The sequence below is a fragment of the Bradyrhizobium sp. AZCC 1678 genome, from assembly GCF_036924765.1.
GTDB lineage: Bacteria > Pseudomonadota > Alphaproteobacteria > Rhizobiales > Xanthobacteraceae > Bradyrhizobium > Bradyrhizobium algeriense.
This window is the reverse complement of sequence record NZ_JAZHSE010000001.1, coordinates 1157605-1182573: the sequence shown is the minus strand read 5'-3', so window position 1 is coordinate 1182573 and position 24969 is coordinate 1157605. Positions and strand designations below refer to the sequence as shown.

Below are 24969 nucleotides of genomic sequence, written 5' to 3'. Positions count from 1 at the left end.
AATAACCCCACGACTGCCCATCCATTTCGGATCAGCCAAAAGTATGGGGAACTCTTGAAGGCAAGGCGCGCGCCAACGCCTCATCCGACATTCCTGGTGCGCAATTGCCCACCGGGGAATGACGACGGTAATGAACGGATCCGCCACTCACGCCGCCGCCGGCTTCTTGCCCTTCCCGTCCGCGAGATTCCGCACGATCACGTAAAAGATCGGCGTGAAGATCAGGCCGAACAGCGTAACGCCGAGCATGCCGAAGAACACGGCGACCCCCACCGCCTGACGCATCTCCGAGCCGGAGCCCGAGGAGATCACCAGCGGCAGCACGCCGAGGATGAAGGCGAACGATGTCATCAGGATCGGCCGCAACCGCAGCCGGCAGGCTTCGATCACGGCCTCCAGCCGCGGCTTGCCTTCGAGCTCGATATCGCGCGCGAACTCGACGATGAGAATGGCGTTCTTGGCCGCCAACCCTACCAGCACCACGAAACCGATCTGGGTCAGGATATTGACGTCCTGCCCCATGATCCGCACGCCGATGGTGGCGGCGAGCAGACACATCGGCACGATCAGGATGACCGCGATTGGCAGGCTCCACGAGCCGTATTGTGCTGCCAGCACGAGATACACGAACAGCACGCAGATCGGAAACACGTAAAGGCCGGTGTTGCCGCCGGTGACCTGCTGATAGGACAGGTCGGTCCATTCGAACGAGAAGCCGCTCGGCAGCGTCTCCTCGGTCAACTTCTTCATGATGTCGATCGCGGTCGCCGAACTCGTGCCTGGCAGCGTCTCGCCCTGCAGCTCGGACGCGGGGTAGAGATTGTAGCGCGCGACGCGGTCGGGGCCGGAGATGTCGCTGAAACTCACGACGCTGCCGAGCATCACCATGTCGCCGGCGGCGTTGCGGGTGCGCAGGCGAGCGAGATCGGATGTCTCCTTCCGGAACGGCAGATCGGCCTGCGCCGTGACGCGGTAGGTGCGGCCGAACAGGTTGAAGTCGTTGACATAGGACGAGCCGAAATAGGTCTGGATCGTATCGTTGATGTTCGCAATCGGCACGCCGAGCTTCTGAGCCTTGACGCGGTCGATGTCGACGAACAGTTGCGGCGTGTTGGCCGCAAAAGTGGAGAACACCTGTGTCAGGCCCGGCGCCTTGCTCGCCGCACCGACCAGTTCACCCGTCACCGCGGCAAGCATCTCGGAGCCGCGGCCCTGGCGGTCCTGAATCCGCATGGTGAAGCCGCCGCCGGTGCCGATGCCGGGTACCGCAGGCGGCGGGATGACGATGATGAAGGCACCTTGGATGCTCGCCAGCCGGCTGCGCAGATTGTTGGCGATCGCGCCTGCGGAAAGTCCCTTCTTGTGGCGCGCTTCCGGATCTTCGAATACAGGAAATAGCGCGGCGGCATTGCTTGCCTGCGTTCGGGTTGCACCCGAGAAGCCGGCGAAGGCAGCTACACGAACGATACCGGGCGTATCCAGCGCAATGCGCTCGATCTCGCGGACCACTTCGGTGGTGCGCGCCAGCGACGCCGCGCCCGGCAATTGCACGGAGACAATGACATAACCGCGATCCTGCGCCGGGATGAAACCTTGCGGCGTTGTCATCAACAGCCATCCGGCGCCGCCGATCAGCGCCACGTACACCAGCAACATCACCACCGAATGCCGGATCACGAAATCGGCCGCGCTGGCATAGCCGTGTGCCAACCGATCGAAGCCGCGATTGAAGACGCCGGTAAAAGCACCCCAGCCGCGGGCGATGAAATTCCAGCGTGCCGGCGGCCTCTTGTCCTCGTGCGGCTGCAGGATCAGCGAGGCCAGCGCCGGCGACAGCGTCAGCGAGCAGAAGCAGGAAATTGCGGTCGCGACCGCAATAGTGACGGCAAACTGCTGGAAGAACTGCCCGGAGATGCCGCCGAGGAACGCCGTCGGGACGAACACCGCGCACAACACCAGCGCAATCGAAACCAGCGCGCTGCCGACCTCCTGCATGGTGCGAAGCGCGGCGTCACGCCGGTTCATGCCGTGCTCGAGATGGCGTTCGACGTTCTCGACCACCACGATCGCATCGTCGACCACGATGCCCACCGCGAGCACGAGGCCGAACAGCGTGAGATTGTTGATCGAGAATCCCAATGCTGCCATCACGGCAAAGGTGCCGACCAGCGACACCGGGATCGCGATGATCGGAATGATGGCTGGCCGCCAGCCCTGCAAGAATACCAGCACCACGATCACGACCAGCGCCATCGCCTCGTAGATCGTCTTGATCAGCTCGCTGACGGACTGTGCGATGAATTCGGTCGGATTGTAGCCGATATTGTAGTCGAGCCCTTTCGGGAAGCTCGCCTTCAGCCGCTCCATGGTGTTCGAAATGCCCTTGGCGGTCGCGAGCGCATTGGAGCCGGGCCGCTGGGTCACCAGCATGGCGACGGCGGATTTCCGCAGCAGGAAGCTGTTGGTCGAATAGGCCAGCGCGCCGAGTTCGATCCGCGCGACGTCGCGCAGCTTGACCGTGCGCCCGTCGGCGCCGGCCTTGACCACGATCTCCTCGAACTGTTTCGGGTCCTTCAGGCGGCCGGTAAAGGTGAGATTCGGCGAGAAGGCGCGGTCGGCAATCGGGGGTTCCGCGATCTGCCCGCCCGCGATCTGCACGTTTTGCGAGCGGATCGCCGCCACCACCTCGCCGGCGGTCAGGCCCAGCGTGGAGATCTTGTCCGGATCGAGCCACAGCCGCATCGAATAGTCGCGCGCGCCGAAAATCTGGATGTCGCCGACGCCGTCGAGCCGGAGCAACTGGTCACGGACCTGCAATAGCGCGTAGTTCGAGATATAGAGCTGGTCGAACGTGTCGTCCGGCGACAGCATGAACACGACCATCAATATGTCGGGGCTGTTCTTGCGGGTGACGACGCCGTTGCGCTGCACCTCTTCGGGCAGCCGCGGCTGCGCGATCGCGACGCGGTTCTGCACCAGCACCTGCGCCTTGTCCAAATCAGTGCCGAGCTTGAACGTGACCGTGATCGTCAACTGTCCGTTCGAGGTGGCCTGGCTGTAGAGATACAGCATGTCCTCGACGCCGTTGATCTCCTGCTCGATCGGAGCGGCGACCGTATCGGAGACGGTCTGCGCGGAGGCGCCGGGATATTGCGTGGTGATCGTCACCGTCGGCGGCACCACTTGCGGATATTCCGAAACCGGCAGCGTCGTATAGGCGATCGCGCCGACAATAAGCAGCACGATCGACAGCACCATCGCCAAAATGGGCTGGTTGATGGAGAGCCGGCCGAGATTCATGTCTTGGCACCGGCCGGCTTGATGTCGCCGGGCCGCGGGGTGACCTTTGCCCCCACCCGTGCCCGTTGCAGACCGTCGATAATGACGCGGTCTTCCGGCTTCAGGCCCTCACGGATCACGCGCAGGCCTTCATCGAGCGGCCCAAGCGTCACCGGCTTTGCCTCGACCGTATTGTCGTCCTTGACGACGAAAACGATCTTCCGCGACTGGTCGGTCGCGACAGCCGTGTCCGGCAGCAGCAGCGCCTCATAGGGCGCGCTGCCGATGATCCGAACCCGGCCGAACTGGCCGGGCAGGATCGAGAGATCCTTGTTCTGGATGACGGCGCGGCTGCGTAGCGTCCCGGTCGAGACATCCAGGCGGTTGTCGAGGAAATCCATCTTGCCCTCATGCGAGGGCTTGGTCCCGCCGGTCAGCGTCACCTCGACCGGGTTCGGCGTATCGCGCGAACTCGGGCGCTTGCCTTCGAACCAGAGCCGGCTGTTTCGCAGGTAGGTCGCCTCGTCGACGTCGAAATAGATGTAGATCGGATCGAGCGAGACGATCGAGGTGAGCAGCGTCGCGCCGCCCTCGCTGCCCTGCACGAGATTGCCCGGCGTGACCAGATGACGGCTCACCCGGCCGGTGATCGGCGCCATCACATGGCTGAACTCGATATTGAGCTTGGCGGCCTTGAGCGCGCCTTCGGCCTGCATTTCCGCGGCGCGCGCCGCCTGCAGGGTCTGCCGGCGCTGGTCGACGATCGAATCGGACACGGCTTGCGTCTGGTTCAGCGTCAGCGCGCGGTCGAGCTCACGCCTGGCAAGTTCGGCCCTCGCACGTGCGTCCGACAACTGGCCATCGGCCTGCTCGGCGACCGCCTCGAACGGACGGGCGTCAATCACATAAAGCAGATCGCCCGCGCGCACGATGGAGCCGTCTCGGAATTCGACGCTGGTGACGAAACCGCCGACGCGGGCGCGAACCTGGACTTCCTGAATTGCCTCGAACCGCCCGGTGAACTCATCCCAATCCGTGACGGTGCGCTTCACCGGCTGCGCGACCGTGACGGCAGGCGCCGCGGGGGCCGCCTGTTGCGCCGGCTTGTCGCCGCAGGCCGACAGCGCCAGCGCCAGCAGCGGGGTCAACCATTTGAGGCTACGAGGTGAGCGAATGTCGACCCCCGCCGGCAAAACCGGACGTTTCAATTGCTCAGTTGCAGTCAAACCCCATCTCCCCTCTCGACATCCCTGATGGATGAAAGCCGCCGTGGAACTTATGGCGGAGGCCACAGATGTGATCGGTTCCCAGTCTCGTCAAGAACCCGGCGGGATCAAGCACAATCGTTATGCATCCGCGTAGCCAACGCGCCGCTCTATGCGGATCTCATGTTTTTTGCACTGCGATGACGGCGGAACCGTTGCGGCGAGCGCTCAGCTAACCGCTGGCCGATGACGAAAACGTGACGCGAAGGCGTTACGTCGGCCCCGGAATGACCGCGGCAAGTTGCATCGAAATAGCCGACGGGCAAACCAGCTTCGTAAATGGAGCGAAGCGAAATCCGGGGTTGCTCTAACACCGTTTTCCGGAGATCGCGGAGCCTGTCATCACTGTGCGAGCGCAATTGCGCTCGTCGCGGGGCGCGCACAGTGATGACAGGCTCCGCGATATCCGGGATCACTCCAACTCCATCCCGGATTTCGCTTCGCTCCATCCGGGCCGCATCATCTTCGGGCATGACGCCGCCAATTTCCTCCGCTAACCTTGCCGCCAAGGCTCGCAACAAGGGCCAAACAAAAATGTCCGGGGAGGACAAGCGTGCACAAAGGGCGTGTCGTACTCGGCGCGATGGATGAGGTCGTGTTCGGACGGCCGGCATCCGAGGCGCTCGTCGAGCAGTTGAGCCGGCTCGGCTCCACACGCGCCTTCCTGATGGTCAGCGGCACGCTGAACCGCGAAACCGATGAAATCGAGAACATTCGCCGCGGGCTGGGGCCGCGCTGCGCAGGCACCTTCGATGCCATGCCGCCGCACACGCCGCGCGCGGCCGTCATTGCCGCCAGCGAACAGGCTCGCGCCGCGAATGCCGATCTAATCGTTACCATCGGCGGCGGCTCGATTACCGACGGCGCCAAGGCGGTGCAGCTTTGCCTCGCCAACGATATCCGCCATCCTGACGACATCGACAGGATCAGGGCCGGCCGCGGCGCCTCGCCGCAGCTCACCGCCCCGACGGTGCGCCAGATCAGCGTACCGACGACGATTGCCGGCGGCGAGTTCTCAGCCGCGGCTGGAGTCACCAACGAGAACACCAAGGTCAAGGAAGGCCTGCGCCATCCACTGCTGATGCCGCGCGCGGTGATTCTCGATCCCTGGCTTAGCCAGCACACCCCGGAATGGCTGTGGCTCTCGACCGGCATCCGCGCCGTCGATCATTGCGTCGAGGGCATCTGCGCGCGCGAGGCGCATCCTTACGGCGACGCCCAGGCGCTGATGGGGCTGTCGATGCTGGCGCAGGCGCTGCCGCGGGTGAAGGCCGACGCCAAAGACCTTGACGCGCGGATGGATTGCCAGATCGGCACCTGGCTTTCGACCGGACCGCTGGCCTCGGGCGTGCCGATGGGCGCCAGCCACGGCATCGGCTACGTGCTCGGCGCGGAATTCGGCGTGCCGCACGGTTACACCTCCTGCGTCATGCTGCCGTCGGTGATGCGCTGGAACAAATCTGTCAACGCCGACCGGCAGGCGCAGGTCGCAGCCGCGATGGGACACCCGAACGAGGACGCCGGCGACGTGCTCGACGCCTTCATTCGTAACCTCGGCATGCCGCGCAGCCTGCGCGAGGTCAAAGTTGGACCTGAGCATTTCGACCGTATCGCACAACAGGCGATGGCAACGCCCTGGGTACCGCGCAATCCGCGCAAGATCGAGGGGCCGGCACAGCTTCGCGAAATTCTCGAGTTGGCCGCCTAGGGAGACCAGAACGACAATGTACACCGGCAAGCACGTTCATCTTCGTCCGCTACAGCCCGCCTTCATCATGGCTGATACCGGCGAGACCGTTACCTATCGCGAGCTGGAGGCGCGCTCCAACCGGCTGGCGCATCTGCTTCGCAACCGCGGCCTGAAGCGGCTCGATCACTATTCGATCTTCATGGAGAACAACAGCCGCTATCTGGAATCCTGCGGCGCCGGCGAACGCTCGGGCCTCTATTACACCTGCGTGAACTCTTACCTCACCGCGAGCGAGCTCGCCTATATCCTGACCAACAGCCAGTCGCGCATCCTCATCACATCCAGGGAAAAACTCGATGTCGCGCGTGAGGCGCTGAAGGAATGCCCGCAGGTAGAGCTTTGCATCGTCGCCGATGGTGACGGCGAAAGCGACCGCATCGTTGGCCTGCAAGAAGTAACGGCTGACTTGCCGCACACGCCGATATCAGATGAATGCGTCGGCACCGCGATGCTCTATTCCTCCGGCACCACCGGCCGGCCGAAGGGGATTTTGCGCCCGTTGCCGGAACTGCCGGCCGACCAGCAATTGCCGCTGTTCGATTTCCTGGTGAAGATCTGGCAGTACCGCGAGGACATGATCTATTTGTCGCCGGCGCCGCTCTACCACTCGGCGCCGCAGGCGGCCGTCAACCTCACGATCAAGATGGGCGGCACCGCCATCATCATGGAACGGTTCGATCCCGAACAATATCTCGCACTGATTCCGAAATGGAGCGTCACGCATACCCAGCTTGTGCCGACGATGTTCTCGCGCATGCTGAAACTGCCGCAAGAGGTGCGCGCCCGCCATGATTTGTCATCCCTCGAAATCGCGATCCACGCCGCCGCGCCCTGCCCTGCGGCTGTGAAGGACGACATCATCAAATGGTGGGGACCGATCATCCATGAATATTACGGCGCCACCGAAGGGCTCGGCTTCACCTCCTGCAATAGCGAGGAATGGCTGGCCCATCGCGGCACCGTGGGCCGGGTGCTGCTCGGCGATCTGCACATTCTCGACGAGAACATGCAGCCCTGCCCGGTCGGCACAGCGGGCACGGTGTGGTTCAAGACCGCCACGCCGTTCGAGTATTTCAACGATCCGGGCAAGACCCGGGAGGCCCGCTCGGCCGACGGCAGCATGAGCACGGTTGGCGACGTCGGCTATGTCGACGATGACGGCTATCTCTATCTGACCGATCGCGCGACCTTCATGATCATCTCCGGCGGCGTCAACATCTATCCGCAGGAATGCGAGAACCTCCTGATCACCCATCCCAAGATCGCGGACGCGGCGGTGTTCGGCGTGCCCAATCCGGATCTCGGCGAAGAGGTGAAAGCGGTGGTGCAGCCGATGCCGGGCGTTTCGCCGGGGCAGGAACTGGCCGACGAGTTGATCGCCTTCTGCAGCCTGTCGCTGTCGCGCCAGAAAGTGCCGCGCTCGATCGATTTCGAAGCGGAATTGCCGCGGCTTCCGACCGGAAAACTCTACAAACGCCTGTTGCGCGATCGCTATTGGGGCAACAAGACCTCGCGGATCGTATGAGGCCGGCGCGCAAATCGAGCGCAAGCATGAGGCATGGTGGTGCAGTGCATCATCAGGCGAGACATTACGGCGCGAGCGCCGACGCAGCGGCTGCGCTGCAACGAACCTGCCGATTTCGCAGCAAATGGGCCAAGCAGCGCGCGCGTTCCGCCACGCGGATTTCGATTAGTCCGAATTGCCGATCCTCGCATTGGCTTGGCAGGTTGCTCCAACGCCGCGCCATGGTATCCTCGATACCAATCGGCCGGTTGAGACCGAAAAATGTGGAGGGGATCATGCGGAGCGTGCAAGCGCTTGTTGTCGCGGCATTGTTATTGCTGCCGGCTTTTGACGTTGCATCGGCCGGCGAGCCGAAACAGGGCGGCATCCTCAGGGTCTATCACCGCGACAGCCCGGGCAGCGCCTCGATCCACGAAGGCGCGACCTATTCGATCAACATTCCCTTCATGCCGATTTTCAACAACCTCGTCGTCTTCAAGCAGGACGTGGCGCAGAACAGCGTGGATTCGATTGTCCCCGATCTCGCGGAGAACTGGGCCTGGAGCAGCGACGGCAAGAAACTGACCTTCAAGCTGAAGCCGGGCGTCAAATGGCATGACGGCAAGCCGTTCACGTCGGCCGACGTCAAATGCACCTTCGACATGGTGATGGGCAAATCGCAGCAGAAGTTCCGCCAGAACCCGCGAAAGTCCTGGTATGATCAGGTCAGTGACGTGACCGTCAACGGCGATTTCGAAGCGTCCTTCGAATTGAAGCGGCCGCAGCCGGCGTTGCTGTCGCTGCTCGCCTCGGGCTACACGCCGGTTTACCCCTGCCACGTCTCTCCGGCCGACATGCGCACCAAGCCGATCGGCACCGGCCCGTTCAAATTCGTCGAGTTCAAGGCCAACGAGTCGATCAAGCTCACGAAGAACCCTGATTACTTCAAGAAGGGCCTGCCGCATCTCGACGGCATCGAATTCACCATCATTACCAACCGCTCGACGGCAATTCTCGGATTTGTCTCCGGAAAATTCGACATGACGTTCCCGACCGAAGTGTCGATCCCGCTGCTCAAGGAGGTCAAGTCGCAGGCGCCGAACGCGGTTTGCGTGGTCGAGCCGATCAATGTTTCGACCAACATCATCGTCAACTCGTCCTCCCCTCCATTTGACAATCCGGACATTCGCCGGGCGCTAGCGCTGGCGCTGGATCGCAAGGCGTTCGTGCAGATCCTGTTCGAGGGGCAGGCCGATATCGGCGGCACCATGCTGCCTGCGCCGGGCGGATTGTGGGCGATGCCGAAGGAAATGCTGGAATCGATCCCGGGCTACGGCCCCGACATCAACGCCAACCGGGAAGAGGCGCGTAAATTGATGCAGAAGGCGGGCTACGGCCCGGACAAGCGCCTCGCCGTCAAGGTCGCCACGCGCAACATTCCGATTTACCGCGATCCCGCCGTGATCCTGATCGACCAGATCAAGAGCATCTACATCGATGGCGAACTCGACGTCGTCGACACCGCGCAATGGTTCCCGAAGGTCGCGCGCAAGGACTACGCGCTCGGCCTCAACCTCACCGGCAACGCCGTCGACGATCCCGACCAGTCGTTCTACGAGAACTATTCCTGCGGATCGGAGCGCAACTACACCAACTACTGCAACAAGGAGATCGAAAAACTGTTCGATCAGCAGTCGGTCGAGAAGGATGTTGCCAAGCGCAAGAAGCTGGTCTGGGAGATCGACAAGAAGCTTCAGGAAGATGTGGCGAGGCCGATCATATACCATAGCCGGAACGGCTCCTGCTGGCAGCCTTACGTCAAGGGCATCACCATCATGGTGAACAGCTCCTATAACGGCTATCGTTACGAAGACGTCTGGATGGACAAGTAAAAGTTCAGCCGCGGAATCCGTTCGCCAGCCTGCCAGGGAGAAACCGCCAGGTGTTTGCTTATATCGTGCGACGCCTCGCATTGATGCTCGTGACCCTGATCGGGATCTCGATCATCATCTTCGTGCTGCTGCGCGTCGTCCCCGGCAACATCGTCGACATCCTGTTCGACGCCGCCGGCTTCGTCGACCCCACCGACAAGGCCAATTTGGAAAAGGAGCTTGGCCTCAACCTGCCGATCTACCAGCAATATCTGAACTGGATCGGCGGGCTGCTGCACGGCGATCTCGGCTATTCCTACGTGTCGGAAAAGCCGGCGCTGCAGGAGATCCTGCCGCGCATTCCAATCACCGCGCGGCTGGCGGCGCTGGCGCTGCTGTTCTCTGCGTCCATCGGGATTCCCCTAGGGGTTCTCAGCGCAGTCCATCAGGGTTCGCGGCTCGACTACACCTTGCGCGTCGTCAGCCTGAGCGGCCTGTCGCTGCCGTCCTTCTGGCTCGGCCTGCTGATCCTGATGGCCTCGGTTTCGCTGTTCGGCAGCATGCCGATCTACAATCCGAATCCAAAGACCTGGACCGAGGCCTTTGCGATCTATGCCGTCCCCGCAATGGCGGTCGGCTTTCGCAGCGCCGCGCTGACCATGCGCATCACGCGGTCCTCGATGCTGGAAATCCTGCGGCAGGACTACATCCGCACCGCGCGCGCCAAGGGCGCTTCCGAGGCGTCGGTCAATTATCGCCACGCGCTGAAGAACGCCATCCTACCGGTCATTACCGTGATCGGCATCGAGGCGGCGTTCCTGATCGGCGGGCTGATCGTCACCGAAACTGTGTTCAATATTCCCGGCGTCGCCCGCTTCCTGGTCGAGGCGCTGCGCTGGCGCGATTACCCGATCGTCCAGAATCTCGTGATGCTGATCGCCGTGGTCGTGGTGGTCGCAAACTTCACCGTCGACATGCTTTACGCCGCGATCGACCCGCGCATCCGCTATGGGGATTAGCCGCTTGGCCACGATCAATTTCGACAGCGAGTTAAGACGGGCCGGCGCCCATTCGACGCATGGCTGGCGCCGTCTGCTGTTTCTGGCGCAGCGCTATCTGCTCGGCACGATCGGCCTTGTCATCATGGTGATGTTCGTCTGGATGGCGATCTCGGCCGACCTGATCTGCCGTTACGATCCACTCAGCGTCGATTCCGCGCAACGGCTGGCCTCGCCCAGCGCGCGGCACTGGATGGGAACCGATTCATTCGGCCGTGACGTCTGGAGCCGGATCGTCCACGGCGCACGGATTTCGCTGGCGGTCGGCATCGGGGCCACCGCACTGGGATCGTCAATCGGCGTCGTCGTCGGCCTTGCATCGGGCTATCTGTCCGGCTGGGTCGACCTGCTATTCCAGCGCATCACCGATATTCTGCAGGCCCTGCCCCTGCTGGTGCTGGCGCTGGTGATGACGGCGGCGCTCGGGCCGTCATTGCCGAACGTCATCATCGCGATTGCGATCCCGCTGATCCCGACGGTCGCCCGCGTCATTCGCGCCAATACGCTGGCGCTGCGCGAACTGCCGTTCGTCGAAGCCGCAAAATCGATCGGCATGAGCGAGACCCGCATCGCGCTGCGCCACGTGCTGCCCAACACGCTGGCGCCTCTGATCGTGCTGGCGACCGCGCAACTCGGCTCCACCATCCTCACCGAAGCCTCGCTGTCGTTCCTCGGCCTCGGCATTCCCGAACCCTATCCGTCCTGGGGACGCATGCTGTCGGAATCGGCGGCGGAATATGTCCGCACCGCGCCGTGGCTGGTGATCTTCCCGGGAGTAGCCATCAGCCTTGCGGTGTTCGGCACCAATCTGTTCGGCGACGCGCTTCGCGACATCCTCGACCCGAGGCAGCGCGGCTGATGACCGAGGCGCAGAAGGACGACATGGTTCTCGATGTGAAGAACCTGCAGACGGTGTTCTTCACCAACTCAGGTCTGTTCCGCGCGGTCGACGATGTCTCGTTCAGCGTCCGCCGCGGCGAGACGCTGGCGATCGTCGGCGAGTCCGGCTGCGGCAAGAGCGTGACTGCGCTGTCGGTGATGCGGCTGGTGCCGGACCCGCCCGGGCGGGTGGTCGGCGGCTCGGTGACGCTGGAAGGGACCGACCTGCTCGGCCTCGACGAGGCCGAGATGCGCAAGATCCGCGGCAACCGGATCTCGATGATTTTTCAGGAGCCGATGACCTCGCTCAATCCCGTGATGCGGATCGGCGACCAGATCACCGAAGTGCTGCGCCTGCACCGGGAAATGACCTCCAGGGAGACGTGGGCCAAGGCGGTCGAGATGCTGCGCCTCGTCCGCATTCCCGAGCCGGAACGCCGCGCGCTGGAATATCCGCATCAGCTTTCCGGCGGCATGCGGCAACGCGCGATGATCGCGATGGCCTTGGCGTGCCGGCCGGCGCTGTTGATTGCGGACGAGCCGACCACCGCGCTCGACGTGACGATCCAGGCGCAGATCCTGGCGCTGATCGTCGATCTGCAGAAGACGCTCGGAACTGGATTGATCCTGATCACGCACGATCTCGGCGTGGTGGCGCAGACCGCGCAGCGCGTCATCGTGATGTATGCCGGCAAGAAGGTCGAGGAAGCGACCGTGGAAGACCTGTTCGAGAATCCGAAGCACCCGTATACGCGCGGGCTGATGGCCTCGATGCCGGCGGTGATTTCATTCGGCGCCAAGACCGACGCACGGTTGAACGAAATCCCCGGCATGGTTCCGTCGCTGACCAACCTGCCGCCGGGCTGCGCCTTTGCGCCGCGCTGCAGCCTCGCCGTCGATCGCTGCCGCGCAGAATACCCGCCGCTGCAGGAAGTCGATGGTGATCATTTTGCGGCGTGCTGGCGCGCGACAGAATTGGTAGGCGCGCCATGACCGATCAACGCCCGTTGCTGGAGGTTACCGACCTCGTCAAGCATTACGCGGTGCGCGGCGGCGTGCTGCGACGTCGCATCGGCACTGTCCACGCCGTCGATGGCGTCAGCTTCTCCGTCGGCAAGGGCGAGACGCTGGGACTGGTCGGCGAGTCCGGCTGCGGCAAATCGACGGTCGCGCGCAGCGTGCTGCGGCTGGTGGAGCCGTCCAGCGGCGCCATCAAGCTCAACGGCACCGACATCACAGGACTCAGCAAGGCCGAGATGCGGCCGCATCGACGCTCGATGCAGATCGTGTTCCAGGATCCATTTGCCTCGCTCAATCCGCGCATGACGGCAGGCGATATCGTCGGCGAGCCGCTCAGCGTGCACGGCCTTGCGACCGGCCGCGCGCAACAGGAACGCGTCGCCGAACTGTTTGCGCAGGTCGGGCTACGTTCCGACCAGATGAAGAACTATCCGCACCAGTTCTCCGGCGGGCAGCGACAGCGCATCTGCATCGCGCGGGCATTGTCGCTTGGGCCAAGCCTGATCGTGTGCGACGAGCCCGTATCGGCGCTCGACGTCTCGATCCAGGCGCAGGTGATCAATTTGTTGATCGACCTGCAACGCAAGAATGATTTTTCCTACCTGTTCATCGCCCACGACCTCGCCGTCGTCGCCCATATCAGCCACCGCGTCGCCGTGATGTATCTCGGGCGCATCGTCGAGATCGCGGACAAAAGCGAGTTGTTTGCCAACCCGCGCCATCCCTACACGCAGGCGCTGCTGGCCTCGGTCCCGATCGCCGATCCCAAGGCGAAGAAACTGGCGCCCATGGTCGACGGCGACGTCCCGAGTCCCATCAACCCGCCGTCCGGCTGCGCCTTCCACACCCGCTGCCGCTATGCCATGGACCGCTGCAAGGTGGAGCGGCCGGCGCTGGTGGCGGCTGGCGAACGGCATGAGGTAGCGTGCTGGCTGAACGACGGAACGGGGCGACCGGAGTAGGTTTCGTAGGGTGGGCAAAGGAGCGTAGCGACGTGCCCACCATTCTTGCTGTGCGTGAAATGGTGGGCACGCTTACGCTTTGCCCACCCTACGCACTACGCAACTTGCGCCACCGCGATCTCCACCACGATCCTGCCCGTCGTCACCTGCTCGCCCTCGGCGACATCGATCGACGAAACCGTGCCGGCAACGCCCGCCGTGTGCACATGCTCCATCTTCATCGCTTCCAGCGTCATCACAGGCTGGCCAACGGCGACCTGCTCACCCGGCTTGACCAGCACGGCGACCACGCGACCGTTCATCGCCGCACGCACCTTGCCGTCGCCACCGGCAGCCGCAGCCGACACCGGTGCGGCAAGGGTCAGGTCGCGAACGGCGATCGTGACACCGCGATGCAGAACATACAGCCGGTCGCCATCGCGCAGAAATCTTGCCGATTCCATCATGCCGTCGGTGCGGAAGCGGATCGCATCGCGGCCGAGCTCGTCAATCTCGAAACGAAGCTCACTGCCATCGACGGCGGCGGCATACCCGCCATCGCGCTCCCGCACGATATCCACCTCGCGCACGCCATGGCCAAGATCGATCCGCATCGTCAGCGGAAACGTCGCCGCCAGACTTCGCCCGCTGCGCCAGGGTGGCGCATGGGGATTGGTGACGTAGAGCAACAAGGCCGCCAACGCAGCCTCCGCGTTGGCGTTGGCGTGCGGCGCCAACAGTTCGTCGCGATGCTGGCCGATGAAGGCCGTGGTCGCTTCGCCCTTGGCAAAGCCCGTATGACGCAAGCAGGAAATCAAAAATTCCTGATTGGTGGTGACGCCGAACGCGGCCGTCTGCTCCAGCCCACAGATCAACCGGCCCCGCGCCTCGCTGCGGTCGGCGCCATGGCTAATGATCTTGGCGATCATCGAATCGTAGAACGGCGGAATCTCCGAGCCGGATTGCAGCGCGTGCTCGACGCGGACGCCATCCGGCATCTGCCACAACGCCATTGTGCCGGACTGCGGCATGAAATCGTGATTGGCGTCCTCCGAGCACAACCGCACTTCGATGGCATGGCCGGAGAATTTGACATCCTCCTGCCTGAGCCCGAGCGGCTCGCCGGCTGCAATACGCAATTGCAGTTCGACGAGATCGAGCCCGGTGACGGCCTCGGTGACGGGATGCTCGACTTGCAGCCGCGTGTTCATCTCCATGAAGTAGAACTCGCCGCCTGGGTCGAGCAGGAATTCCAGCGTGCCTGCGCCCTCATAGGCGATCGACTTGACCGCAGCGACGGCGACCGCGCCCATCCGCGCCCGCAACTCCGGCGTCACCTTGGGCGACGGAGCTTCCTCGATCAGCTTCTGGTGCCGGCGCTGCACCGAGCAATCGCGCTCGCCGAGATGAATGGCGTTGCCGTAGCGGTCGCCGAACACCTGGATCTCGATATGCCGGGGATTTACGATGGCCCGTTCCAGAATGATGGTCGGATCGCCGAACGCGCCCTGCGCCTCCGACCTCGCGTTGCGCAGCGCATCCGGAAATGCCGCCGCATCCGTGACCAGCCGCATGCCACGTCCTCCGCCGCCGGCGACCGCCTTGATCATGACGGGGACGCCGATCTTCCTGGCCTCCGCCAGCATCGTCGCGTCGCTCTGGTCCGCGCCCTGATAGCCGGGCACGATAGGTACGCCCGCCTTCTGCATGATGTCCTTGGCGCCCGCCTTGTTGCCCATCGCCCGGATCGCCTCCGGCGACGGGCCGATGAAGACCAGTCCGGCATCGCGGCAGGCTTGCGCGAAATCCTCGTTCTCGGCGAGGAAGCCATAGCCCGGATGCACCGCGCCGGCGCCGCTGGCCTTGGCGGCAGCGATGATCGCATCGATCCGCAAGTACGACTGCGCCGGCAGCGCCTCTCCGATCCGCACCGCGGAATCGGCTTCGCGAACATGCAGTGCATCGCGGTCGGCGTCGGAATAGACGGCGACCACACCATAACCGAGCCGGCGCGCGGTGCGCATGATCCTCAGCGCAATCTCACCGCGGTTGGCGACGAGAACTTTAAAAAACGGCGTCCGCTTCACTTGCATCCCGCTCATGCCCGCGCGACCGAGAATTGCATGCGCTGCGGCGTGCGGGCCTCGGCCTCGCGGCAGATCGCGAGCACTTCGGCAAGCACGCTGCGGGTATCGCGGGGATCGATCACGCCGTCGTCGAGCACGCGGGCGCTGGTCGAGAATACATCCATCTGGCCGTCGAACACGCCCGTGATCTGCGCTTTCATCGCGTCCAGCTTTTCCTTTTCTATCGGCTTGCCGCGCCGCGCCGCCGCTGCCTCTGTCACGATCGCCATGGTTTCGGCCGCCTGCTCGCCGCCCATCACGGCGGTCTTGGCGTTCGGCCAGGAGAAGCAGAAGCGCGGATGGAAGCCGCGCCCGCACATGCCGTAATTGCCGGCACCGAACGAGGCGCCGCAATAGATCGTGATCTGCGGCACGGTGGCCGACGTCACCGCCTGGATCATCTTGGAGCCGTGCTTGATCATGCCGGCCTCTTCGTAGGCCTTGCCGACCATGTAGCCCGTCGTGTTGTTCATATAGAGGATCGGCGTACGCGACTGGCAGCAGGCTTGAATAAAATGCGTCGCCTTGTTGGCGCCGGGCACATCGAGCGGGCCGCTATTGGTGATGATCCCGATCGCCTGCCCCTCGATGCGGGCGTGGCCGCATACGGTGGCGGGACCATAGTTTGCGCCGAACTCAGTGAAGTCGGAATCGTCGACAAATCGTGCGATCGCCTGCCGCATATCGACCGGACGCTTGTGATCCATCGGCATGATGCCGAGCAATTCCTCCGCATCGTAACGCGGCGGCTTGAAGGAAACTTCCGCAGGCTTCGGCCGATCCCATTCCAGATTGGCCATGATGTCGCGCGCGATGCGTAGCGCGTCGCGATCGTCCTCGGCCAGATAGTCGCCGAGACCGGAGATGGACGTGTGCATCTCGGCGCCGCCGAGCTCTTCCTCTGTCGCAATCTCGCCCGTCGCGGCTTTCAACAGTGGCGGCCCGGCGAGGAAAGCGCGGGTGCGGCCGCGCACCATCACGATGTAATCCGAGAGGCCCGTTTGATAAGCGCCGCCTGCCGTCGACGATCCATGCGTCACGGTGACGACAGGCAACCCTGCCGCCGACAGCCGCGCCAGATTGCGAAAGATGTTGCCGCCCCGGATAAAATCCTCGACGCGGTAGCGCAGCAGATTGGCGCCGGCGCTTTCGACGAGCTGCACGTAAGGCAGCTTATTCTCCAGCGCCAGCTCCTGTACCCGCAGCGTCTTGTCGAGGCCGTACGGCTGCAGCGCGCCGGCATCGATGCCGGAATCGTTGGCGCTCACCATGCAGCGGACGCCGGAGACGAAACCGATGCCCGCGATCACGCCGCCGCCGGGCACGCTCTTATCCGCATCCGGCACGTCGAACATGTAGCCGGCGAGCGTCGAAAGCTCGATGAAGGGCGAGCCGGGATCGAGCACCAGCGCTACGCGCTCGCGCGGCAGCAACTGCCCGCGCTTGTGGAAGCGGTCCTTGGCCGCCGCCGAAGCGGTGCGCGTGCGATCTTCGAGGGCGCGCATGCGTGTGATCAGCGCCAGCATGCCGTCGCGATTGGCCTTGAAGGCGGCGCTGGAGGGAACGATCGTTGATTCGATTACTGCCATGAATTCCCCCGCTCGTCATTGCCTGCGACAAACGCGGAGCGTTTGCGCAAGGGAGCGAAGCGACGAAGCAATCCATACCTTTTGTGCGTCACGATGGATTGCTTCGCTTCCCTCGCAATGACGACGGCCAAGACGGTCAATGCCTCGTCCCAAAGATCTGCCGCGCTTCGGCGGGGCTCGCGATCTCGCGGCCCGCACGACGCGCGCAGGCGGCAATCGCCTCGATCAACTGCCCGTTCGAGGTCACCTTGGCGCCGTCGGCGAGATAGAAGGTGTCCTCAAGCCCGGTGCGCAGATGCCCGCCGAGATCGGCGCAGCGCTGGTGCAGCGGCCAGATTTCGGCGCGGCCGATCGCCGTCACCTGCCAATGCGCTTCCGGCAGTTTCAGCTTCAACAGGATTGGCAGCAATTCCGGATCAGCCGGCATGCCGGAGGCGACGCCCATCACAAAATTATATTCGAGCGGGCCGGAATACATCCCGGTCTGCCTGTACATGCCGACGCAGCGCACGATGCCGACGTCGAAGCATTCGAACTCGGGGATCGTGCCAGCTTCCTTCATCACGTCGAGATAGTCCTGCACCTTCTCGACCGCGTTATCGAACATCATCGGCGGCCATGCCCAGGTGTTGTCGGACTTCACCTTGAGATAATTCAGCGAACCGGCGTTGCATGCCGCGATCTCAGGTTTGGTCTCGCGCACGCAATCAAGCGCGCCCTGATACTTTGGACCCGACGTGCCGGTGGTGTGGTTGATGATGACGCCGGGGCAGGCCTCGCGAATGGCCTGCTGGATCTCTTTGGAGACGTTGACGTCCCATGACGGCAGATGTCCCTTGTTTGGCTCCTGCTGGCGCAGATGGACATGCATGATGCTGGCGCCGGCGTTGAACGCGGCCCTGGCCTCCCGCGCCATCTGCTCCGGCGTAACTGGCACGTTGTGCTGCTTCGGATCGGTCAGCACGCCGTTCAGCGCGCAGGTAATGACGGCCTTGTCGCCCATGGATCAACCTTCGAAAGCGGGACGCGAGGGATCGCGAAAATGTCCGGCGCGATCATGCGTCCGGCATCAGCCGGCTTCTTGCGTCCACCCGCTATTGTCGGCGGCGGCATGGCGGTGGCTATAGATCGCCAGATCGCGCGAACCTGAAAAGATCGCGCGCGGCTTCAAGCCATAGAAGCGGCGGATCGAGTGGCTGAAATGCGTGGAGTCGGGATAGCCGATATCCTGCGCGAGATGCGCAAGGTTGATGTCCTGGTTGGCGAAGTGCAGCAGATGCCGCGCGCGCTTCCAGGCGCGGAAGGAGCGGAATGATATTTCGGTCTCTTCCTTGAACAAATGCAGGAAGCGCGACGGAGATAGTCCCGCCTCCGCGGCGCAGCTCGCTGCCGTCACCGGCTCGCCGGAGAATTTTCCGATCTGCAGAATCGCGCGCACCACGCGCGGATCGAGTATGCGCTGCGGCAGGGCCTCGCCAAGGCACAGGCAATCGAATTCGGCGCTGGAATATTCATTGCCGGCGTGATGCTCGCGCAGTTCGCGATAGGCGACGCGGATGCGGCTGGTGAACGCTGCGCCTTCAGGTCCCGCGAGACGCCGTGCGAGGTCTTCGAGCACACCGGGGCGAACGCTCTCCGGCTCGATCACGACGCTGAGCACCGAGCGATAATCGCTGGCGATGGTGTGCCTGATGTTCGGCAACAGGGCGACCATTTCGCCATGGGTTTCCCGGCCATCGGCGGTGGTGAGCCAGAGACCGCCCTCGATCGAGACATAGATGTTGAAGGCGCCCGAACAGCGTTGGCGCGGGCGGCCGAGCAGGCCAGCATAGAACACGCGCTCCGGAGTGATCAGCATCAGATGGCCGGATTTGTGGCCGACATCGTCCATGGTGTGTCCTCCTCGCGCGGCTCTTTGGCCGCTGCGATGGGGTCAACCATAGCGGAAAATTGGGGACTGTCACCGAGAGAAGAGTTTGTCATTCCGGGGCGCGAAGCGAACCCGGAATGACGGGGGCTCCGTCAGGCCCGGATCCGAGGTGCCACGTTCTGCTCGACGCCGGCCCTGCGTTCCGCGGCAATCGCCCGCTGGTACCCGTCACGTTCCTGCAACCGGGCCCAATAGGCGGCGACATTGGGGCCAAAATCCTTAGCCAGGCCAATATTGCCCGCCAGCCGCAATGCATAGCCGTTGACGATGTCGGCCGCAGTGAACCGGCCGGCGCACAAGGTTTCGGCATTCGCGGTGGCTGCCTCGACAGCGCGCAGCCGGCCCAAAAACCATTTCGCGTAATCGCCGGCCACCTGCGGGTTCCGCCGCTCCTCCGGTTCGAGCTGGCTGTATCTCAGCACCAGCGTTTGCGGAAAGGTCAGCGTGGCGTCGCTGAAATACATCCAGTTCAGGAACGCGCCATAGGCGGGGTCGTCCTGCCCGACTACCAGCGGCGTCGGACCATATTTGGTGCCGAGGTAATAGCAGATGCCGGAGGATTCCGTCATTTTGGTCTCGCCGTCGATCATGAACGGAATGGTGCCGAGCGGATTGATCGCAAGATATTCCTTGGCGAACACGCGTGGCGGGAACGGCAGCATCTTCAGCTCATAGGGCAAGCCCATCTCTTCGAGCATCCAGAGCGGACGGAATGAGCGTGCGCCGTCGCAGTGATAGAGCGTGATCATCAGTCATTCCCTCGTGAGTTCTGATCGGGCTTTTATTAGTTTTTCGGCAGCGTGCCCATCATCTTGCACAGCACTGTCAACATCACCTCGTCGGCGCCGCCGCCGATCGAGGTCAGGCGGCTGTCGCGATAGGCCCGGCTGACCGGCGTCTCGTTCATGAAACCCATGCCGCCCCAGAATTGCAGGCAGGCATCGGTGAGTTCACGCCCCAGACGACCCGCCTTGAGCTTGGCCATGGTGGCGAGCCGTGTCACGTCTTCGCCCGCGACCAGCGCCTCGGCCGCGCGGTAGACCAGCGCGCGCAGCAGTTCGACCTCGGTCTGCATCTCCGCCAGCTTGAAATGGACGGTCTGGTTGTCGAGGATCGACTTTCCGAACGCCTTTCGATTGCGCGTGTATTCGATGGTCTCGGCGATGATGAATTCATGCGCCTTGAGGCAGGCGGCCGCGCCCCACAGCCGCTCCTCCTGGACTGCACCATCTGGTAGGTAAAGCCCTTGCCCTCCTCGCCGATGCGGTTGCGCTTGGGGACCCGGACGTTGTCGAAGAAGATCTGCGCGGTGTCGGACGAGCGCATGCCCATCTTGTCGAGCTTGCGCGCGACCTGCACGCCCTTGGCTTTCATCGGCACACAGATCAGCGACTTGTTGCGGTGGACCTGATCGTCGCTGGTGTTGGCGAGCAGGCAAATCCAGTCGGCCTGCACGCCGTTGGTGATCCACATCTTGCCGCCATTGATGACGTAATCATCACCATCGGAGCGCGCCTGGGTCTTGATCGAGGCAACATCCGATCCCGCGCCGGGTTCGGACACGCCGACACAGGCCACCGCGTCGCCGGCGATCGCAGGGCTAAGAAACTCGCGGCGCACTTCATCTGAACCGAACCGCGCCAGCGCAGGCGTTGCCATATCGGTCTGCACGCCGATCGCCATCGGCACGCCGCCGCATTTGATGGCGCCGAGCTCTTCGGCCATCATCAGCGCGTAGGAGTAATCGAGCCCCTGGCCGCCGAATTCGACCGGCTTGTTGAGGCCGAGGAAGCCGAGATCGCCGAGCTTCTTGAACAGCTCATGCGCGGGGAAGATGCCGTTGCTCTCCCATTCGTCGACGAAGGGGTTGATCTCGGCGGCGATGAACTTTTGCAGGATGCGACGGGGTTCGTCGTGGTCGGCGGTGAAGAGCATTTTATTTCCTTGTCACAATCCCATCTGCCGCGAAGCGAGATCCTTCATGATCTCCTCGGTGCCGCCGCCGATGGCGTTGACCTTGACCTCGCGGTAGATGCGCTCGACCTTGACACCGCGCATGAAGCCGGCGCCGCCAAAAATCTGCACCGCCTCGGAGGCGCAGAACGCCATGGTCTGGGTCGCCTGGTTCTTCATCATGCAGATTTCGGCGACTGGGCTCTCGCCTTGCCCGAGCCGCCACGCCAGCATTTCCAGCATCGCCTGCGACGCCGCCACCTTCTGCGCCATGTCGACCAGCTTGTGACGGATCACCTGGTGCTGTGCGATCGGCTTGCCAAAAGTCTTGCGTTCCTTGGCATAGGCAATCGCCTCCTCGACGCAGACGCGGGCATAGGCCGTGCAGCTTGCCGCCATGCCCATGCGCTCGCTGTTGAAATTATGCATGATGATCTTGAAACCCTGGCCCTCCTCGCCGATCAGGTTTTCGCACCTTACGCGGCACTCGTCGAAATGCAGCGTGGCGGTGTCGGACGCCCACCAGCCCATCTTCTTCAGCTTCGTGCGCGACAGGCCCGGCGTGTCGCCCTCGATCAGCAACAAACTGACACCGCCCGGCCCCTCGCCGCCGGTGCGCACCGCGACCGTCAGATAGTCGGCTCGAATCCCTGAGGTGATAAACGTCTTCTCGCCGCTGACGACATAATGGTCGCCGTCACGCCGCGCCTTGGTTCTGAGATTGGCGACGTCGGAACCGCCGCTCGGCTCGGTAATCGCGAGCGCCGAAATTTTCTCACCCGACAGGACTTGCGGCAGCACCCTCGCCTTGACCTCGGGCCGCGCGGCGCGCGCGATCGGCGGCGAGCCGATGGTGTGGCTCATCAGGCTCGAACTGATCCCGCCCGCGCCGGCGCGCGCCAGTTCCTGCGACGCCACGATCTTCATGAACTGGTCGGCGGGCACACCGCCATATTCTTCCGGGAAGCCGAGCCCGAGCAGCCCGATCTCGGAAGCTTTCCGATAAAGCTCGCGCGGAAACTCGCCGGCCTCGTCCCATTCATGGGCATAGGGCTCGATCTCGCGCGACACGAATCGGCGCATCACGTCTCGGAACGCCTCGTGCTCGGCCGTATAGAACGGGCTTTGCGCTTTCGTTCGCTCCAGCATGGCTTCCTCCCGAGGAATCACGATGCCCCGATTTGCCTCTCGCAAACTTGCGTTGAGCGGCTGGCATGATCGTGCAGACGCGGTCTGCCGCACCAGCGAACCCGACGCGCGCTGTGTGCAGCAACTGAACGCAAGACCGGTTGCCCGAGCATGCCCTAGCCTTGGTTCAAAACCAATAACAACATTGCCGGCCATTCGCCGGGGAGGATGAAGCATGATCCGATCGAGCAAGTTCGTCCCGGCGTTTTTCGCTTCAGCGCTGCTCTCCCTTGGCGCAGCGACGACAGCGACAGCCCAGCAGCCCGGCATATCAGACACCGAGATCAAGTTCGGCAACATCATGCCGTATAGCGGCCCGGCGTCGGCGCTCAGCGTCACCGGCAAGGCTTTTGCGGCCTATTTCGACCTGATCAACGAGAAGGGCGGCATCAACGGACGCAAGCTCAACATGATCTCGCTCGACGACGGTTTTTCGCCGCCGAAGACGGTCGAGGCGACGCGCCGGCTGGTCGAGAATGACGGCGTCGCCTTCATGTTCGGAACCATGGGCACCGCGCCGAGTTCGGCGACCGCGAAGTATCTCAACGGCGCCAAGGTGCCGCATCTGTTCCTGATCAGCTCGGCATCGAAATGGAACGACCCAACCAATCAGCGCTGGCTGATGGCGCTGCCCTGGGCGCCCAATTATGTCGAGGAAGCCGGCATCGAGGTGCGCTTCGCCCGCGCCAAAAATCCCAATGCGCGCTTTGCGATCCTTTATCAGAACGACGACGCCGGAAAGGATTATCTGCGCGGCGTCAAGGAAGCGCTTGGCGCGGACGCCGACAAGGTGATCGCGATGGCTGCGAGTTTCGAAGTCGCCGATCCCACGGTGGATTCGCAGATCCTCACGCTCGCCAACACCAAGGCCGACGTCTTCCTGATCTACAGCGTGACACCGCGCGCGTGTGCGCAAGCGATCCGAAAGGCGTACGAAACCGGCTGGCGTCCGATGCGGTTCATCTCCTCGGGCTGCGCCAACAAGGAAACGGTGATGGTGCCGGCCGGGCTCGAAGCCGCGACCGGCATCATGTCGGTCGGGGCGCTAAAACCCTATTCGGTTGATTCCACCGACGCGGACCTGGTCACCTACCGGGACTTCATGAAGGCGCGGCTGCCTAATATCGATCCGGCCAACATGGCAGCGGGATACGGCTACATGGTGGCCCAGGCGCTGATCGTGGTGCTGACACAGTGCAAGAACGACCTCAGCCGCGAAAACATCATGGCGCAGGCGGCCAACCTCAAGGGCGTCGCGCTGCCGATGCTGATGCCAGGGGTGAAACTCAATACCTCGCCGACGGACTACCGTCCGATCAAGGACGGTTATATGGTCGAGTTTCGGGACAACCAGTTCAACGTAATCAGCGAATTGCTGCGCGGCTTCTGAACTGGCGAGCTGGAAAGGCACTCGCGCGGCAGGGTCAGACCTCGCCGTCTCGCGCTTTGCCAAGGGGGATGCCCAGCCCCGCCAGGTGTGTATCCACGAACTGCGCCAACTGTTGGCGCAGCTTTTCCGGCGGCACCGCGACCATTCGCTCTTCCAGGCCGAGCGAGATGATGCCGTGCACGGCGGAGAACATCATGCGCGCCAGCAACGCCACCTCTTCCGGATCCCGGTCGGGCAAGAGCCGGACCAGCGGCTCATGCATCAGCGCAAACGCCTGCATCACCATCAGCAGGATGTCTTCGGGGAACGGCCGGTCGCCCTCCATCCGGTGTTCGAACAGCGAGCGCAAGAGATTGGCGTGATCGGTTGCGAACGTCAGGTAGCTCTCGGCCAATCCGTGGAGCTGGCGAACCGGGTCGTCGGCAGGGACCGCGGCCAGGCGGGCGGTCAGGGCCCGAACCGTCTCCCGGTTCACGGTCAGGATCAGGCCGTCGAAGTCTCCGAACTCGTTGTAGACGCTTCCGATCGAGCAATCGGCGGCCTCCGCGACATCCCGAACCTTCAATGATCTCAATCCGTTAGCGGCAATAGAGCCACGGGCGATCTCGATCATGAGATGGCGCCGCAACGTTTTTTTGCGGTCCCGCAAAGATTCTTCTTGAGCAACGCTCACGTTTGTCCTATACATTTTGAACAATGTTCATTTAACCCGGAGGCTACCCCGATGCAAACCCTTGTTTCCCAGCTGACCACCACTTTCGTCGACGATGCCATCGAACTCGTGAAGGGATTTGGCAAGATTATCGTCCATATCGCCACCGCGCCGATCGAGCGCATTGCCAGTGCCTGCGACGTCGGCGGCGTTCTGGCCCGCCGGCAGGCGGCGCGTCGCCTGCGCGCGATGATGAAGGCCCATCGTCCTCGCAGCCCATGGGAGCGCTCGCTGTCGCCGTTCGCCTCCCTGCACTACCTGACCTGAGGCGCCGCCGCTTTCGTTCAAATGTGCCTCCAATCGTAAGAATGGGGTCACCATGCCGCGGCAAACCGTCCAGCAAGTTCCGCGCGACAATGTCCGGATAACTTTCCGTACAACCTTTCGATGCAGCGTGCCCGGCGACCACTTCGCGCATTGGCCACAACCTCGCACCACCGACGACGCTCACGTTAGTAGCTCACGATTTGCAGACCACATCCGGGATTGCCCGCCGGAAGTAACAGGAAATAGT

At 63.2% G+C, this 24969-nt stretch carries 18 protein-coding genes and 1 pseudogene; 9 read left to right on the top strand and 10 right to left on the bottom strand.

Going from position 1 to position 24969, the window contains the following annotated elements; all coding sequences use genetic code 11:
* Positions 1-147: 147 nt before the first annotated feature.
* Positions 148-3300 carry an efflux RND transporter permease subunit gene (locus tag V1294_RS05530; RefSeq protein WP_334495668.1) on the bottom strand — a complete coding sequence of 1051 codons (3153 nt, stop codon included), beginning with the start codon at positions 3298-3300 and terminating at the stop codon, positions 148-150.
* Positions 3297-4454: an efflux RND transporter periplasmic adaptor subunit gene (locus tag V1294_RS05525; protein WP_442895425.1), complete on the bottom strand. Its 1158-nt coding sequence runs from the start codon at positions 4452-4454 to the stop codon at positions 3297-3299. Before V1294_RS05525 ends, V1294_RS05530 begins: the two co-directional genes overlap by 4 nt.
* Positions 4455-5097: 643 nt before the next feature.
* Between V1294_RS05525 and V1294_RS05520 the strand changes: the two genes are divergently transcribed.
* The 7 genes from V1294_RS05520 to V1294_RS05490 all read left to right on the top strand — a co-directional run bounded on the left by V1294_RS05520 (position 5098) and on the right by V1294_RS05490 (position 13588).
* Positions 5098-6252: an iron-containing alcohol dehydrogenase gene (locus tag V1294_RS05520; protein WP_334495666.1), complete on the top strand. Its 1155-nt coding sequence runs from the start codon at positions 5098-5100 to the stop codon at positions 6250-6252.
* Positions 6253-6268: 16 nt separating this feature from the next.
* Entirely contained in the window at positions 6269-7819 is a 1551-nt protein-coding gene (locus tag V1294_RS05515; RefSeq protein ID WP_334495663.1) for an AMP-binding protein, read from the top strand.
* Between the two features lie 275 nt (positions 7820-8094).
* Entirely contained in the window at positions 8095-9690 is a 1596-nt protein-coding gene (locus V1294_RS05510) for an ABC transporter substrate-binding protein (RefSeq protein ID WP_334495661.1), read from the top strand.
* Between the two features lie 50 nt (positions 9691-9740).
* Complete coding sequence (locus V1294_RS05505; RefSeq protein WP_108519652.1) at positions 9741-10688, top strand: ABC transporter permease; 948 nt, start codon at positions 9741-9743, stop codon at positions 10686-10688.
* A gap of 4 nt (positions 10689-10692) precedes the next feature.
* Positions 10693-11586 carry an ABC transporter permease gene (locus tag V1294_RS05500; protein WP_334495659.1) on the top strand — a complete coding sequence of 298 codons (894 nt, stop codon included), beginning with the start codon at positions 10693-10695 and terminating at the stop codon, positions 11584-11586.
* The gene (locus V1294_RS05495; protein WP_334488532.1) at positions 11586-12599 is read left to right on the top strand and encodes an ABC transporter ATP-binding protein; all 1014 of its coding nucleotides are present in this window, start codon (positions 11586-11588) and stop codon (positions 12597-12599) included. The genes V1294_RS05500 and V1294_RS05495 overlap by 1 nt, the downstream gene beginning before the upstream one ends.
* The gene (locus tag V1294_RS05490) at positions 12596-13588 is read left to right on the top strand and encodes an ABC transporter ATP-binding protein (RefSeq protein WP_334495656.1); all 993 of its coding nucleotides are present in this window, start codon (positions 12596-12598) and stop codon (positions 13586-13588) included. The genes V1294_RS05495 and V1294_RS05490 overlap by 4 nt, the downstream gene beginning before the upstream one ends.
* 95 nt (positions 13589-13683) lie before the next feature.
* On the opposite strand, the gene V1294_RS05485 is transcribed toward V1294_RS05490, so the two are convergent.
* The 7 genes and pseudogenes from V1294_RS05485 to V1294_RS05455 all read right to left on the bottom strand — a co-directional run bounded on the left by V1294_RS05485 (position 13684) and on the right by V1294_RS05455 (position 22314).
* Positions 13684-15669, bottom strand: a complete 1986-nt coding sequence (locus V1294_RS05485; protein ID WP_334495654.1) for an acetyl/propionyl/methylcrotonyl-CoA carboxylase subunit alpha — start codon at positions 15667-15669, stop codon at positions 13684-13686.
* The gene (locus tag V1294_RS05480) at positions 15666-17282 is read right to left on the bottom strand and encodes an acyl-CoA carboxylase subunit beta (RefSeq protein ID WP_334495653.1); all 1617 of its coding nucleotides are present in this window, start codon (positions 17280-17282) and stop codon (positions 15666-15668) included. Before V1294_RS05480 ends, V1294_RS05485 begins: the two co-directional genes overlap by 4 nt.
* 136 nt (positions 17283-17418) lie before the next feature.
* Positions 17419-18285, bottom strand: coding sequence for a 3-keto-5-aminohexanoate cleavage protein (locus tag V1294_RS05475; protein ID WP_334495652.1), 867 nt, complete (start codon positions 18283-18285; stop codon positions 17419-17421).
* A gap of 66 nt (positions 18286-18351) precedes the next feature.
* Positions 18352-19173, bottom strand: coding sequence for a helix-turn-helix domain-containing protein (locus V1294_RS05470; protein ID WP_334495650.1), 822 nt, complete (start codon positions 19171-19173; stop codon positions 18352-18354).
* 131 nt (positions 19174-19304) lie between these two features.
* Positions 19305-19961, bottom strand: a complete 657-nt coding sequence (locus V1294_RS05465; RefSeq protein ID WP_334488516.1) for a glutathione S-transferase family protein — start codon at positions 19959-19961, stop codon at positions 19305-19307.
* Positions 19962-19996: 35 nt separating this feature from the next.
* Positions 19997-21147: pseudogene (locus V1294_RS05460) on the bottom strand (acyl-CoA dehydrogenase family protein).
* Between the two features lie 12 nt (positions 21148-21159).
* A complete protein-coding gene (locus V1294_RS05455) occupies positions 21160-22314 on the bottom strand; it encodes an acyl-CoA dehydrogenase family protein (protein ID WP_334495648.1) in 1155 nt (384 codons plus the stop codon).
* Positions 22315-22528: 214 nt separating this feature from the next.
* Here V1294_RS05455 and V1294_RS05450 point away from each other — a divergent pair, with 214 nt between their 5' ends.
* A complete protein-coding gene (locus V1294_RS05450; RefSeq protein WP_334495647.1) occupies positions 22529-23743 on the top strand; it encodes an ABC transporter substrate-binding protein in 1215 nt (404 codons plus the stop codon).
* Between the two features lie 34 nt (positions 23744-23777).
* Here the strand turns inward: V1294_RS05450 and V1294_RS05445 are convergent, their stop codons facing one another.
* On the bottom strand, positions 23778-24356 hold the full coding sequence (locus V1294_RS05445) for a TetR/AcrR family transcriptional regulator (protein WP_334495645.1): 579 nt from the start codon (positions 24354-24356) through the stop codon (positions 23778-23780).
* 111 nt (positions 24357-24467) lie between these two features.
* On the opposite strand from V1294_RS05445, the gene V1294_RS05440 reads away from it, so the two are divergent.
* Positions 24468-24722 carry a hypothetical protein gene (locus V1294_RS05440; RefSeq protein ID WP_334495643.1) on the top strand — a complete coding sequence of 85 codons (255 nt, stop codon included), beginning with the start codon at positions 24468-24470 and terminating at the stop codon, positions 24720-24722.
* Positions 24723-24969: the final 247 nt, after the last annotated feature.

Coding starts and splice junctions, on each gene's coding strand:
- V1294_RS05530 (WP_334495668.1), bottom strand. CDS start 3,300: ATGAATCTCGGCCGGCTCTCCATCAACCAGCCCATTTTGGCGATGGTG.
- V1294_RS05515 (WP_334495663.1), top strand. CDS start 6,269: ATGTACACCGGCAAGCACGTTCATCTTCGTCCGCTACAGCCCGCCTTC.
- V1294_RS05510 (WP_334495661.1), top strand. CDS start 8,095: ATGCGGAGCGTGCAAGCGCTTGTTGTCGCGGCATTGTTATTGCTGCCG.
- V1294_RS05495 (WP_334488532.1), top strand. CDS start 11,586: ATGACCGAGGCGCAGAAGGACGACATGGTTCTCGATGTGAAGAACCTG.
- V1294_RS05490 (WP_334495656.1), top strand. CDS start 12,596: ATGACCGATCAACGCCCGTTGCTGGAGGTTACCGACCTCGTCAAGCAT.
- V1294_RS05485 (WP_334495654.1), bottom strand. CDS start 15,669: ATGAGCGGGATGCAAGTGAAGCGGACGCCGTTTTTTAAAGTTCTCGTC.
- V1294_RS05480 (WP_334495653.1), bottom strand. CDS start 17,282: ATGGCAGTAATCGAATCAACGATCGTTCCCTCCAGCGCCGCCTTCAAG.
- V1294_RS05475 (WP_334495652.1), bottom strand. CDS start 18,285: ATGGGCGACAAGGCCGTCATTACCTGCGCGCTGAACGGCGTGCTGACC.
- V1294_RS05470 (WP_334495650.1), bottom strand. CDS start 19,173: ATGGACGATGTCGGCCACAAATCCGGCCATCTGATGCTGATCACTCCG.
- V1294_RS05465 (WP_334488516.1), bottom strand. CDS start 19,961: ATGATCACGCTCTATCACTGCGACGGCGCACGCTCATTCCGTCCGCTC.
- V1294_RS05455 (WP_334495648.1), bottom strand. CDS start 22,314: ATGCTGGAGCGAACGAAAGCGCAAAGCCCGTTCTATACGGCCGAGCAC.
- V1294_RS05450 (WP_334495647.1), top strand. CDS start 22,529: ATGATCCGATCGAGCAAGTTCGTCCCGGCGTTTTTCGCTTCAGCGCTG.
- V1294_RS05445 (WP_334495645.1), bottom strand. CDS start 24,356: ATGATCGAGATCGCCCGTGGCTCTATTGCCGCTAACGGATTGAGATCA.
- V1294_RS05440 (WP_334495643.1), top strand. CDS start 24,468: ATGCAAACCCTTGTTTCCCAGCTGACCACCACTTTCGTCGACGATGCC.